This window comes from Mesorhizobium sp. WSM4837, assembly GCF_055811435.1.
The window spans coordinates 46,191-60,316 of the sequence record NZ_JBVVQE010000032.1; the positions used below are offsets into that span (position 1 = coordinate 46,191).

Sequence of the window (14,126 nt, forward strand, 5' to 3'; positions counted from 1 at the left end):
AAGCCTCGGCGGCCCGCCCGATCTGCGAGCGGGTCTTCCCTCCCTTCTTAATTTCCCTCCCTCCATACTGGCCTGTAACCGAGCGTCCGGCGGTGCCCCTCCATCCATGGCCTGGCCGCACCTCGCCTGGTTCGGTCGCTAGCCGCATTGGGTCAGGCGGCCACGGCATTCCCGATGCCCTCGACATCCGCCGCCAGCGCCTTGTCGACCTCCGCGAGTTGGCGGCGCTTTTCTGCCAGCTCGCCGGCGCAGGCAAATTCGCCGCCCTCGCGCGACTGGTAACAAGCAAGCCTTCGGCGCGCGTCGGCGAGGCGCTGGCGATAGCGCTCCCGCTCTTCCTCGAAATCGGACAGCGCGTGCTCGAGGCGAGAAACTGCGCCGAGCGGCGTGACCGTGACCGGAAGCTCGATCTCATGATCGGCGCCGGTGCGCAGCAGCGCGGTGGTGTAGCGGTAGCCGTCCCGCTCGAAGCGCTCACCGGAATGTTCGAGATCGAAGCCACCAATCGAGGCGATGATGATCTCGCCCTCCTGCTGCAGCTGCACAAGTGTCAGGATTTCCTTCATCAGCGCACGGCCGGCCTCCTTGCGCTCGACGCAGGATCGTCCGGTCACAGTCATGGCGAAGGCGTCGCCGGCGGTCGGAACGAGCCGTTCGATATCCAGTCCGATCTCGCCGATGCGCCGGGTCGAATACTCGATGTCCCGCTCCGCGTCACGGATCTGCCGGCGGACGGCGTGCTGGTCGTCGGTATGGGCGGCGCGCAGTCGCTCGAGCCGCGCAATATCGGCTTCGAGGCCCGCCTTCTGCATCAGCCGCTGATCGCCGGAGGCGATGGCTTTCGCCATGGCGAACTGGTTGACCTGGCCTTCGCCGAGATCGTCGAGCCGGCGGATCGAGGTATCGCCCGAGAGCGCTGCGGCGATGAAGCGGGCCTTGCGCTCGTTGTTCTGCCACATGGTCGCGTCGAGCGAGCCTTCGGTCGCGTAGGCGAAGATGTCGACCTCGTCCTGCTGGTTGCCCTGCCGAACGATGCGGCCCTCGCGCTGCTCGATCTGCGAGGGCAGCCACGGCACGTCGAGATGATGCAGTGCCTTCAGCCGCAGTTGCGCGTTGACGCCGGTTCCCATCGTGTCGGAGGAGCCGATCAGGAAACGGACTTTTCCGGCGCGCACGTCGCCGAAGAGGCGCTGCTTGGCCTCCGACTTCTTAAAATCTTGCATGAAGGCGATCTCGGAGGGCGGAACGCCTAGGCGGACCAGCTCGTCACGAATCCAGCGATAGGCCGAAAAACCTCTGGTTTTCTCGATGCTGATCGTGCCGAGATCGGAAAAGATCATCTGCGCGGCGCCGGGCAGCTCGAACGGCTTGCCGTCGCCACGCACATAGGTGTTCGCCTCCGTTTCCTTCCAGATGCGGAAGGCGTTCGAAACAAGAAGATTGAGCTTGTTGTCGGGCTCGTTATCGTTGTCGGAATCGACCAGGCGCAGGTCGATCGCGGCGTGACGGCCATCCGTGATAACCGAAAGCAGGATGTCGTCGCCCGGCTCCGGCAGCCGGTCGCGCATCTCGATCGCCTTGATGCGCTCGTCGAGCAGGACCTGGTAGCGCTTGAACGCCGCGGTCGGCTTCGCCGTCAGGATCTGGCGCTTGCCGGTCGACATCGCCGGCACTTTCACGTACCGGCGCAGATCTTCCGGCATCACCACGTCGGCAAAGGTCCGGAACATGGCGATCAGCTCCGGCACGTTGACGAAGGTGGCGAAGCGCGTGACCGGCTTGTATTTGCCGTTAGGCTGAAGCTCGAGCTCGGTCGAGACATCGCCGAAAGTCGACGCCCAGGCGTCGAACTCGTGCAGGCCGCGTTCGAGAAGCGCGTCGTAGCCGAGATACCGCTGCACCGAGAACATTTCACCGAGCGTGTTGGTGATCGGCGTGCCGGAGGCGAGCGCCAGCGCGCGGCCTGGATTCTTCGTCTCGATGAAGCGCGACTTCACATAGAGGTCCCAGGCCCGCTGCGAGCCGTTCGGATCGACCCCCTTCAGCGTCGACATGTTGGTGGCGAAGGAGAGCTTTCGGAACTCCTGCGCCTCGTCGACGATGATCTGGTCGACGCCAATCTCGGAGATGGTCAGGAGATCGTCCTTGCGGGTGGAGAGCGCTTCGAGGCGCTCCTTCAGCCCCTCCTTCAGCCGTTCGAGGCGCTTGCGCGAGACGCGGTCGTCGCTTTCGACCTTGGTCAGCAGGCTCTCATAGAGCTCCAACTCATCCTGAATCATCTGCTGCTCGAAGGTGGACGGCACGCCGATGAAGCGGAAGGCCGAATGCGTGATGATGATCGCGTCCCAGTTGGCCGTTGCAGCCCGGCTGAGAAACCGGCGCCGCTTGGCCAAAGCAAAATTGGTCTCGTCGGCAACGAGGATTCGGGCGTTGGGATAGAGCGCCAGGAACTCGCGTGCCGCCTGCGCCAGGCAATGACCGGGCACGACGAGCATCGCCTTGGCGACCAGCCCGAGCCGGCGCTGCTCCATGACGCCAGCTGCGATCGTTATCGTCTTGCCGGCGCCCACGGCATGGGCGAGATAGGTTGCGCCCGAGGCGATGATGCGCCAGATGCCGCGCTTCTGGTGGTCATAAAGAGCAAAGGCGCTAGAGGCGCCCGGAAGCTTCAGGTGCGAGCCGTCGAAGGCTCGAGGCACGAGGTTGTTGAAGCGGTCGTTATAGACCCGCGCCAGGCGATCGGTCCGGTCGGGATCGGTCCAGATCCAGCTCTGGAAGGCGGTTTTGATTTTTTGCAGCTTCTCCTTCGCCGCCTCGGTGTCGACGACATTGAGAACGCGGCGATCGCTTTCTCCTCCTTCATGGTGTCGAAGATCTGCGGCACCCGGCTGTTGAGCGCATCGGCGAGCAGTTCTCCGGCATGCCGGCGATCCGTGCCCCATTCCGAAGTGCCGGCCGCCATCCATCCGAGGTGGCGGGCTTCGACGGTCCAGGAGGCCAGCTCCGGCACGTGGTGGATCCTGATCTCCGCCCCCATCGTCTCCTTGACGAATGCAACGATGTCGGCGGCTGGAATCCAGGGCGCCCCTAGCCGCGCGGTGATGTCGGAGGGGCTGAGATCGGCGGGCTGCACGCCCTGCAGCGCCGTGACGCTGCGTTCATAGGCGGGATCGAGCGCCGCGGCCGCCTCTGCCGCCTTCAGCCTGTCGCGTACCGCGCCCGACAGATAGGCGTCCGCGGTCTGCCACGAGCCGTCCGCGGGATCGCGAAAGATGGCGCTGCCCAGCTCGGCGATGACGTCGTCGACCTCGCGATGCAGAAGCTCGGCAATGTGGTCGGGATCGACATGGCCGCGCTCGTTCAGCACGAAGGCGAGAGCATCGGCCGCGCTCGCGATGACCGGTGGCGCCGGCGGTGCGATCACGCGCTCGGTGAAGATCGGACCCGGCTTTGCCGTATCGGATTCGAGGTCGTAGTCCTCGATCGAGGCGACCAGCCAGCAATCGGGATCGTCGAGGAAGGGCTGGAGGTTCGGCCGGCGATGCGTCTCGCGGACCTCGCCGGTTTCCTCATCCTCCGTGGTCAAGACGACGGTCGTGTTGATGGGACCGAAGGCGCGGACAAAATTCGACCAGGCAATGCGCAGTCTGACCTGCGCGTCTCGCCAAGGCCGGTCGAGCTCCTGGGCCTTCAGCACCTCGCGCACGGCATCGCGGATCGGGATCAGCTTGCTGACTATGCGGACATGTTTTTCCGGGATGCCCTCGCCGCTGCGGCTCTTACGGACCTTCACCGCGACTGGTTCGCCGTCGACGACCTGCATGAGGCCATGGCGGTTGTCGACGAAGTAGCTGCCCTCGCGGACATGCCGGTCATCGGAACGCTCGCTGGCGATCGGTGCGTTGTCGCCGTCGGGATCTATCGTCTCCGCCTCGCCGTCATATAGGCCCTCGGGGAGGAGATCGATTGCAGCGGTCAGCGCGGCGGCGAGGTCCTCCCTGTCATTCGGCAGGCAGGTGTAGGTCTCGTCGGGACCGTAGATGCCGCGCCTCAGCGCGTGCCTGCCGAACACGGAGGCCGGATGGCGCGCGAACCAGCGATTGACGCGGATGGCGCCTTCGTCCTCCGTCGCCGGCCGGATCTCTTCAAGATCAAGCCAGGAGACATCACCCTCAGCTTCATCGGACATTCTCTTCCGGAAAAAGAGAATGTCGACCACGACGTCCGTACCGGCATCGGCGCGAAAGCTGCCCTCGGGCAGACGGAAGGCTGCGATCAGATCGGCGGACTTCGCGATTTCCTCTCGCGCCGTCGCATCAGCCTTGTCCATCGTGCCGTGGCTGGTCACGAAGGCGGCGAGGCCTCCGGGTTTGAGGCGATCAACCGCCTTCACGATGAAGTAGTCGTGCAGACGCAGGCCGAGGGAGCGCAAGGCGCGGTCGGACCGCACCGTGCGATCGGAGAATGGCGGGTTGCCGATGACAAGGTCGAACTGTGCCGGCAGCTCGGTGCGGGCGAAATCGCCGGTGACGATCCGTGCCCGCGGCTGCAACAACCGGGCGATGCGCGCCGTGACGGGATCAAGTTCGACGCCTGTGACGTCGGAACGGTCGCGAAGCTCTGCCGGCATCAGTGCCGGAAAAAGCCCCGTTCCAATGCCGGGCTCGAGCACGCGGCCGCCGCGCCAGCCGAGGCGCAGCAAGCTCGCCCAGATCGCCCTGACGATGAACTCCGGCGTGAAATGCGCATACTGGGTGCAGCGCGCCAGCGAGGCATAGTCTGCCTCGCCGACCGCATCCTCCAGTTCCGCGCCGACCTCCTGCCAGCCCTTCCTGAAACTGTCCTCGCCGGGAAGGCGGAACACGCCATTGGCAAGCTCCGACGCGCCGAAGCCCGTGAAGCGGATCAGCCGCTCCTGTTCGTCGCGCGTGGCAGGCCGCTCATCGGCCTCGATCTGGGCCGCCAGCCGGATCGCCGCGATGCTGTCGCGGGCCCGCTCCTTCCAGCCGCGCGAAAGTCCACGGTCACCAATGAGATGAAAGTTCCGCCCCCTTTCTCGCCGGTCTCGCGCCGGCGGACGTGCGGTGGCCGCGACCGGCATGGCCGGCGCGGGCGTAGACGGCGGCGGATCGTCGTCCTGGTCTGGATCGGCGTCGAAGCCGGTCGCAAAGGCCGTCACGCCGAGGCCGAGGCCGGACGAGAGCGACTTGTTGCCGAAGAGGTCGATGGTGAAGGGGTCGTCATGCGCCATAGAAATGTCTCCTGTGCTGAAGGCGCGCGAAAACGCCCGGCCGAACAGGGTCGGCCAGGCGATCGGCGCCGCGGTTCTGGGAAAGGTCAGCGGGTGATCAGCGAGAGCGAGATCTCGGTCTCGGTGAGCTGCACGTTGAGGTGGGTGGCTCGGAAATTCCCGTCGACGAGCGGGATCAGCCGCTCGGCCTCGATGAACTCCATGCCGTCGTCGCCGCCGAAGTGCCGGCGCTTGTAGTGCCACCAGTCGGGATTGCCGCCGGGTGGCATTGCACCGAATAGACGACGACCGCGCGGGTGCACTCGGCGAGCGTGCCGTTGGACATGATGTAGACGCCCTCGTCACCAACCACCCAAACGCCGGGCTTCTCAACCTCGCCGGGGCGCGTGCCGTAATAGGGATTGCGGAAGCCGCCATTGGCGGCCTGCATCGGCGATGCCGCGGTCGATGACCTTGCGGACGGCAAGGATGGGAAATGTGAACATCGCCCGCACCTCACGCCGCTGCCCTGACGGGCTGGTGCCTGAGATGCACCGGCAGCTTGGCCGCGATCGCCTCGTCGCTCAGGTGATCGAGCAGCTTGAGCTCGGTCCGGCCCCGGCCGTAGACGAGCACGGTCCTGCCGCGATGCTCGGGCTGCCAGCGCTCGCCGGCATAGCCGCGATAGTCGTCATGGGTGCTCGACCAGATATGCTCGAGGCGTTCCTGATGCGTCATGGCGCGGACCGGCCAGGACTCGCGTTCGACGATGGTGTCGCGCATGCGCTCGGGCGAGCCCCGCTCAAACAGGTCGCAATAGCCGTGGAAATACCGGATACGCCCATCAATGGTCAGCGCGAAGAAGATGCTGGTCACGCTGTCGGTGAGGAACTCGCGCATGGCGAACATGCCCGCGCGCATCCAGAGCGGCGGCAGGATGTCGAGCATGTAATCGTGTTCGGGCCGGGCGATCTCGAACCATTCGCCGGCGAACGCGCGCTGTCGTCGTTCCGCCAGCGATCGGGGCGCTGGGCATGACGGTCGAACAGGCGGAACATCTGACGCCGGTCGGCGACGCTTTGATACACCTTGCGGATCGGGGTGGAGAGGTTCATGGCGGGCTCCTTCAGCCTCGTCGGGCTGGAGCGCGGCTCATCCTCTCGGGACTCGTCATCGTCTTCAGCCCTTCTGACCCCTCCCCCGCGGCCGCCTCTCCGTCCGGACGGGTCAAGGGGCGGCGAAGCCGGGCGCAGCTTCACCCTTGACGCGGCTGGCGGGCATGCGGCAGCCGGGCTTTTCTCTCCCCCCTTCTCACTTCTTCTGGTTCTCTCGCCGCGCGCAGATCCTCGTTCCAGTCATCGGCCGCAGGGCGCAGCCGCTCGAAACCGCACCCCGCCTCCACGGCTATCTGCTCGAGCCGGCCGGCATAGATGTCGCCCTGGTCATTGTTGTCGGTGGCGGCGACGAGAAGCGCGCCGCTTTGCGCCGCAAGCCTCCGGATGGCCGCCACGGTCACCGGCGCCCAGCCGCCGCCGGTGCTCAGATAGAGGCTGTCGGAGCGCACCTGCTCGGTCGCCGCCAGACTCATGGCATCGATCGCGGCTTCCGTGACGCAGAAGCGCACGGCATCGTTACGGCCGAAGCGAAACAGCACCTTTCCGCCTCCGGTGGCAAATCCCCGCCAGTTTGGCCCACGTTCCTCCCAGCCGGTGACCGCGCCGGTCTCGTCGGTGTGCGCGGCCCACATGCTGCCGCGCGGGCCCTCGCAGAGTCGGTCTTGGCGGATTGCCGCGCCGATGACGGTCTCGGGCAGACGACGCTCGTCGCGCAGATAACGCCAGGTCATGGAGCCGCGCCGCGGTTTGCGCCGGCTTTGCCAGCGCTCAGGAATGGAAAGGTCCGGTCGATTCCTGCTGGGCACTTTGGTCCAGATGGGCTCGCTAGGGGCGAACCCGATCAGATCCGCCACATGGTCGAGCGCTGCCACAAAAGGGACGCCCTCGAGGTGCTCGACCAGGCGGAATACGTCTCCCTTGGCGTCAGACAGCGGATCGAACCAGCCCTTGCCATCGTGGATGACAATGATGATTTCGTCACCGCGCCGGAACTTGACGGCGCGTCTCGTGCTCTCCTTCGGATCGACCGCGAAGCCCGCCCGCTCCAGCACCGCGGCACACGACACGCCGTTCCTGAGTTCCTCGACGTCGCTCTTTTCCATTCCACTCCCGGCGCCCATCAGGTTCCGGCCTTTCCTGTTCGGTTTCCTTTCCGCGAATCCCGCGGGATCAAACCCCACCGCCGCGAAGAGCGAAGGGGGCAAGGGCGCGGCTGGCAACTGAGGAATTCCGCAGGGGTCAATGGGATTTTCCAGTCGCGGCGCAGCCTCCCTTGCCGCCGTTCGCTCGCAAGCGGCACCATCGCAGCGCATCGACGGGCCAATCAGCAGGCGGCTGGGAAGCAGTCCGCGCAGCCCGGCAATTCGTACAGGGTGAGCCGTCAGGTTCGAGGCCGGGATGTTGCGGTAAAAGCTGTTTTGGACAAGACTTGCCCGGGCAAATCAGGGCGTTTCGCCCGGCGATCTTGCTGCCAGCAAAAACACGATCGCGGTTATTTGAATCGAAAACCCGTGCAAGACGGGATCATCGAGGGAAGTGGTGCGATGACGATAGTGGACCGGCTGCGAGCCTGCTGGGGGTTCAATCCAAACGTCGATCGAAACGTCGCCCTGGTGGACGGCTTTCTGAATGGCAAGACCGTGACCGAGCTGGCGCAGGAACATGGTCTTTCAAAAACAAGGACGCGCCAGATCATCGAAAAGGCCGACCGGCTCGTGGGCGGGGGTATCGTGACCAAGGCCGAACCGTCCGAGGCTCCGCCACGATCCGATTTCATGGCGGCCTATCGGTACGTGTGGAGCCTGGCGGAGACGCACCGGCTCGGGAGCGTCGCGCCACATCATTTTTTTAAGGAGCTGCAACGCGCGGGATCACTGGAACAGCTTGTTGACCGCATCAAGCGATATCCGAAGCGTGCTCCAATGACATGCGAGCTCATACGCCTCGTGTGGCTGAAGGAGACGGGCGAAGGCCCCTGGCCGGCTATGAAGCGATCGAAGATCACGATTGCGGAACCAGGCTGTGCGGCTGATCATCCAGATCGCGGGCTTCATTGCCAACGCGCGCTGGCACCGGCTGTCCAGGAATTGGTTGAGAGCGCTGCGGCGGCCGGATGGACCAATGACGAGATCGCGGGTGCACTCCTCGAAGTCGCGCGCGCACATCAAGGGTGACTATTGCGCTGAGAGGCTACCGTGCATCCGGGCCGAGGGCGGACGGGAGACCGAGTCGCCAGCTGAAAGACGTTTTTTGCCAGATCGACCCCAATGATGGTAACTTTTTCCATGCATGCCTGCCTCTCCTTTGCGTGGCTCTAACACCACAAACTTGGCACATTGAGATGCCGTCGGAGAAGGCTGGCATCCACCCCATCTTGAGACCATCAGCCAGATGAGCGATGATCCGCTCATCAGTCTGCCCGCAGTGGCGCGCTGATCAGTCCGGCCCATGCCGGAGAGCACGGCAACCAATGCCGTCAGCGACACCACGCCAGTGGGCACGATCTCTAGCTCCGAAACTGAGCAGGGCGAGAGGCCGAACCGAGAGTCGAAGCGACAACGCGAGCCGATAAGATCTTTCCCGCTTGGGATGGTCGTTCGAGCGTGCCCGCAGATATCAGATTACGCCCCCGGCGGGCGAATTGGGCAATGGCGCGATTTAATGACCGCTGCTGTAGTGGTTCGTTCCATGCTGGGTGTTTCGCCGTCGGCATATCAGGAGGCTTGTGAGGTCATGGGGCCGGAACATGCCGCAATTGCGATGGCCTGCATCCTGGAGCCGGCGGGCCACATTAACTCAGCCGGCGCATATCGTCGAGATCTAACCGCGCGGGCGGGAAGGGGCGATTTAGCCTCGGTCCCATGTTGATGGCGCTGATGCGGATCGCTGCGCCAAACGGACCAGGTCGGCGTAGGGATATACCGTTGGATCTGGACGGAAACGCTTTGTTGGGAGCTCCCAAACAATGGAGATATGCAGACCAAGTTATTGGGCGCCGGCATCTCCGATTTTCAATCGATCAACAGGCTTTTAAAAAGGGCCCTGGCACATGGCGATGTTGCTGATAAATATCAGGGCGATCTCAATTTACGTGGTAAGAGCTGATCGAAAGTGCCGAATTGCGTGCCAAGCCTCAAATCAAGGGCGTTGTTGCGTGGATCACCCGGCGACTGATATTGAGCGGTGGTTTTCACTCTCCGGATCCGGATTTCGACGATGCCAAGTTCAATGCCGATCGGCGGGACAAGATTGCCAAGCAGAAATATCAGGTGACGAATTGGCCGGCGTATAGTGAAAGCCTGCGTCAACGTGGTGATTTCACCATCTGGGTGAAGGATGAGGCCCTGTCTTTATGGACGGCGCGGAGGCGGACATCGCGGCGTGGTCAGCCGAAATACTCGGATCTGGCGATTACGTTGTGCTTGACCCTGCGCGTCGTCTACGGGCTGGCGCTGCGCCAGACCCAAGGCTTGATGCGCAGTGTCGCGGCGTTGATGGGGTTTGATATTGCCGTGCCTGACTTCTCCACCCTGTCTCGCCGGAGCAAAGGGCTGGCGTTGCCGTCGACAAAGTCCCGAGCCACAACATCAGGTCCGGTCGATCTGGTTGTCGACAGCACCGGCTCGAAGGTCTTCGGCGAGGGCGAGTGGCTGGAAAACAAGCACAAAACCAAGGCCAAACGCAAAAGATGGCGCAAACTGCGCCTTGGTCTCAATCTTGTCAGTGGTGAGATTGTTTGCCCGATCTGACCGTGGATGATGTCGGCGATCCGACAGCGTTACCAGGACTTCTGGACCCGATCGGTGGCCCCGTCGAGAAGTTCATTGCCGACGGCGCCTATGATGGAACGCCAACCCGAGATCTTCTGGCGACACGCTTTGGTGAGATCGTGGAGGTCATTATCCCACCTCCCAAGACTGCCGTTGCCAGTCCTCAAGCGGTGCTGGTTCCATCTGTCCGCGATCGCCATATTGCAGAAATCCAGACCAAAGGGCGGATGGCATGGCAGAAATCCACCGGCTACAACAAGCGCAGTCGAGCTGAGACCCAGATGGGTCGATGGAAGGCTGTGATCGGGCCCAAACTCAAAGCGCGACATTTTGACAATCAGAAGACTGAAGCAACGATTGGCGTCCGTGTCCTTAACCGGATGACAGAACTTGGCGGCCCAAGTTCGAGCGCGTTGCATGAAAAATGCAGTGGATAGGGTGGCCTCGCCCATCGGATGCAGCAGCTTGTAGATCTCGTCGAGCACGAAGGCGACGCAAGCCCGGCTTTCAGCCTTGGCAGCCTCGCCCGGTCCGGCGAAGACCGGCTTCAGCAGTTCCAGGTACCAGTCGCAGAACAGGTTCCAGACGAAGCGGTAGGCCGCACCCGCCGCCTCGTTGAAGCAGTATGCGGGCGCGGCTGGTTCTGGAGATTATGGGTGACGATGGTGAGACGATTGCAACGGAAACCGTCGCCGATCTGGTGAAAGTGACGAAGGGCGCCGAGGATCTCGGTCTGTCGTTGTCGGAGGCGAAAGGCCTTGTTACGAAATTACAGCAGGCGATGGTGGAGACGCAGGTGGAACTCTGGCTGAGCGAAAACCGCGAGCTGGATGGGGGACGTCGCCTGCGCAGCAAGGGCAGTTATCCAATAACCCTCCATACTCTCTTTGGCGACGTCCGCCTGAAAAGCCCACGATACTACCTGCCGCACTTGGTCGGCGGAAACGGTCCAGCAACGATCTCTCCACTCCGGAAACTGATCCCCGACCACATCGCGCCCGAGCGCCTCTATCTGGAAACGCGGTGGGCATCGCTCGTGCCCTATACCGCCGCGGCCGAGCTGCTGGCCGATGTGCTGCCGGTCGAGAGCGGCGCCAACGCTACGACGGTTCGGCAGCACGCCTTGCAGGCCACCAGGCGCATCGAGCGGGAACTGACTGAAGAGCAGGTTTCCTTCATGCAGGATGCCTGTCCACGCGACTGGATGAACCTGCCCGTTCCCGATGGCCGCATCGTCATCGTCTGGACGGTGGGTATCTCCGGGACCGCAACGATGAAAGAAGAACTTCGAACTGATCGTCGGCCGCTCCTTGCCCGAGGACGGAGATGCCCGTTACATGGGTTTTGCCCATGGCTACGATCGCAAGCCACAGCGGCGTACTCTGCGACCCGCGCCAGTCGACGCAATTTTCGCTCGTTCGGCTAAACAGGCCGCCAGCGCCGCCACCGGCCTTCTTGCTCCTTTTGTGGTGAACCCCGGAGCGGCGCCAAGGCCGTGTGTGACGCTCGCACGCAGTCCGCCATGGCGAAGAGCGGAGCGTCCCTTGCGGGACGAGTACGAGGGGCACACAAAGGCCGACAAAGCGATCCTGGAGGAAAGCGGTCCCGGAGGTGAGCCCTGGAGAGCGTTTTAGCGATTGAGGGCAGGGGCGAAGGCCCTGCCCATAGTTTCGATGTGGAAGAGCGAAATGTGGGCCGCTTGAAGAGTTACCTTCATTGAGTGCGAATTTACCGTCAATCGAAGGCGGCAGGATATATCCTGATGTAAATGTCATACCGGGCTCGCGCTTCGCCGAGCCCGGGAACTGCCATTTTCTGTCTCGCACGACATATGACGTCCCTTTCAGTCTACGTCAGAGAGGTCATTTTCTGCCCACCCGCAGTGAGTTATTGACCGCGGATACAGTAGTGCTTTCCCAAAATGTACTAAATTTACGATATCTAGAGTGACAAAACTTGCCGTTTATGCAGTAAGTATCTCGCAATTTGCGTTTATAATTATACCGACGTGGATCGGAAGTTATCTGTTCCTCCGTAGCAGTACCAAATACAATAACAAAATTACATAGACGCAAGCGTGCCCGGCATTTATTGGATTAAATGAACAGTACGACAACATGTACGCCATAGGCGCAAAAGCATAACGAACACAAGAAAAAACAACAATAGGAAACGCTTACAAACCATTTGAAATAAAAAGCTCACTGAACAAAACCCACAACATTACAAATACGCGCCAGGCCGGTCTGTGGCGGCTTTGATCACGGCCTTGGTAACACGGGCCCCCATGCGACCACCGGAAAATCAAGGGCGTTGTGGAGGGTCTGGTGGTTTGTGGCGTTAGCAGCGCACCAATCCTGCGGGACAGCTAGGAACCAGTTCCACGGGCCTATCGGACCGTTAACCGGAATCTTCGCCGCACGAATCCATTGATTTCCATTGAGGCCAAGAAAATTTTGGTTGTGAACACAGACAACAGCATCCGCGTCGATCATGTAGAGGTACGCGAGCTTAAAATTATTGACATCAGCAATATTGTTTGCGGCTGCGTACGCCAACCTTTGGGCATCGAGGTGATGCTTCAGCTGGGCACTATTATTAATTATGAATGCGGCTGGAACGTTCCACACAGCCATCGTGAGAGGGAGGGGGAGAACGCTTGTGGTGTTCGGCGAGAGTAAAGATGGAGGCAGAGGAGGTTTGATTGTCCGTGGTGAAATGTGAGGACGAGATGAGGCTTATATAGAGAGGGGTGCTCTTCCCTATTGGACCGCAATTTGTACGACTCCGAGTGGCACATTTGTTGCCCTTTCGGCGCAATAAAAGGTATCTTTTGGATGTGTCCCTTAGGTCGCGTAGAGTCGCAGCTTCCGTGCAGGCTTTGGCTCTCGCCGCAGTTCAAAGGGCACAACTTTAGCGTTCTGCAAAGGGCGGCCGGATTTCTAAGTCAACAACCCGTCACATCAAACGTTGGCTTGGCTTGGCTTGGCTCGGCAGGATATATCGCTTTGTAGCCTTTCTTTGTTTATGCATTCGTGAAAGGACCTGCCCCGTCCAGTATTTATACATTCACCACAGCCTCGTTTTCTTCCATTAGACATAGCAGATTAAACAGCTATCTCTCACAATGCCACCCCCGCCTCCCCCGCCACTTAAGCATGAAGATCCTGGGATGCTGGCATCCCTTATCGCGGGCTGCAGGGCCCTTTATGCAGAGATTAATGGCCATGACCGGGACGAATTTACGCTCAAGTACGTTTATATGACCGAGGAGAATGCCGGACGGACTGCTGAGACTCTTCACTTTGAAGAACCTTTTCAGGTCTCGAGCATATCTCCGGCTTTGTATGTAGACCGGTGCCCGTACAACTGGTTCGTCGCTGTTCCCGACCGCTTGCCGGTGAAGCAGTGGGGAGACGTCACGCTGGTGACATGGGGGCAGAGTTCGCGATCGTCTCCGCCTTCAATCTCACCGCGCACAATGGTCTAATCAAATCGCCACCACGTAGCTTGGCATTGTTGTATTTGTGTGTTTTCACTTTTCCACTCGTCACACGCGAGCGGTCGTGTTCTTTGGCTGTATTGTTGTTGTTTCAGTTCTCGTAAAATAAGCCAGGCACCAATTAATAAATAAAGTTCTGTTTGTTTTATTGTTTTCTACTCTCGTGCCCATAGCGCCTGAATCAAAAAGAATGTTTTGATATCAAACTCTTGCGAGCCTGCGTGTGAGCAGGCGAATGTGGGCGACGTATATCCAGGCTTCTGCGGAAGCGATGGATCTCTCCCCCAGTCCTTGGCCAGCCTGCGGCATCGCCCCAGCCATGCGAATGTGCGCTCGACAGACCCCCGTACAATGTTGCCAAATGTGGCTTTGAGTGGTCGGTATGCGTCGAGCGTCCAAGCCGTAGGTGGCCGCTTGTTGAGACCTGTCGTGGTCGGGATGCGAGTCGATTTGTCGCGGGCGAATCAGGGCCACCACAGGATTTAATGCGCCATCGACGGCCCGGCTGT

General features: G+C 61.4%; 1 protein-coding gene and 9 pseudogenes. 4 read left to right on the top strand and 6 right to left on the bottom strand.

Going from position 1 to position 14,126, the window contains the following annotated elements; genetic code table 11:
• Positions 1 to 152 precede the first annotated feature (152 nt).
• The 4 pseudogenes from AC0L3D_RS19505 to AC0L3D_RS19520 form a co-directional block, all read right to left on the bottom strand.
• Positions 153 to 5,251, bottom strand: a pseudogene (locus AC0L3D_RS19505) (N-6 DNA methylase).
• Positions 5,252 to 5,337: 86 nt separating this feature from the next.
• Positions 5,338 to 5,736 (bottom strand): annotated as a pseudogene (locus AC0L3D_RS19510) (DUF3085 domain-containing protein).
• 10 nt (positions 5,737 to 5,746) lie between these two features.
• A pseudogene (locus tag AC0L3D_RS19515) lies at positions 5,747 to 6,345 on the bottom strand (DUF1419 domain-containing protein).
• Positions 6,346 to 6,485: 140 nt separating this feature from the next.
• A pseudogene (locus AC0L3D_RS19520) lies at positions 6,486 to 7,645 on the bottom strand (DUF3991 and toprim domain-containing protein); the annotation flags it as partial.
• A gap of 73 nt (positions 7,646 to 7,718) precedes the next feature.
• Between AC0L3D_RS19520 and AC0L3D_RS19525 the strand changes: the two are divergent.
• The 3 genes and pseudogenes from AC0L3D_RS19525 (at position 7,719) to AC0L3D_RS19535 (ending at position 10,552) form a co-directional block, all read left to right on the top strand.
• Positions 7,719 to 8,519, top strand: coding sequence for a hypothetical protein (locus tag AC0L3D_RS19525; RefSeq protein ID WP_473645548.1), 801 nt, complete (start codon positions 7,719 to 7,721; stop codon positions 8,517 to 8,519).
• A 334-nt stretch (positions 8,520 to 8,853) separates the two neighbouring features.
• A pseudogene (gene repC / locus AC0L3D_RS19530) lies at positions 8,854 to 9,242 on the top strand (plasmid replication protein RepC); the annotation flags it as partial.
• 351 nt (positions 9,243 to 9,593) lie between these two features.
• Positions 9,594 to 10,552: pseudogene (locus AC0L3D_RS19535) on the top strand (IS5 family transposase).
• Positions 10,553 to 10,564: 12 nt separating this feature from the next.
• Here AC0L3D_RS19535 and AC0L3D_RS19540 read toward each other — a convergent pair.
• A pseudogene (locus tag AC0L3D_RS19540) lies at positions 10,565 to 10,744 on the bottom strand (class I tRNA ligase family protein); the annotation flags it as partial.
• Here AC0L3D_RS19540 and AC0L3D_RS19545 point away from each other — a divergent pair.
• Positions 10,741 to 11,500, top strand: a pseudogene (locus AC0L3D_RS19545) (ISKra4 family transposase); the annotation flags it as partial. The pseudogenes AC0L3D_RS19540 and AC0L3D_RS19545 sit on opposite strands and share 4 nt — an antisense overlap.
• Before the next feature lie 2,318 nt (positions 11,501 to 13,818).
• Here the strand turns inward: AC0L3D_RS19545 and AC0L3D_RS19550 are convergent.
• Positions 13,819 to 13,964 (bottom strand): annotated as a pseudogene (locus AC0L3D_RS19550) (transposase); the annotation flags it as partial.
• Positions 13,965 to 14,126: the final 162 nt, after the last annotated feature.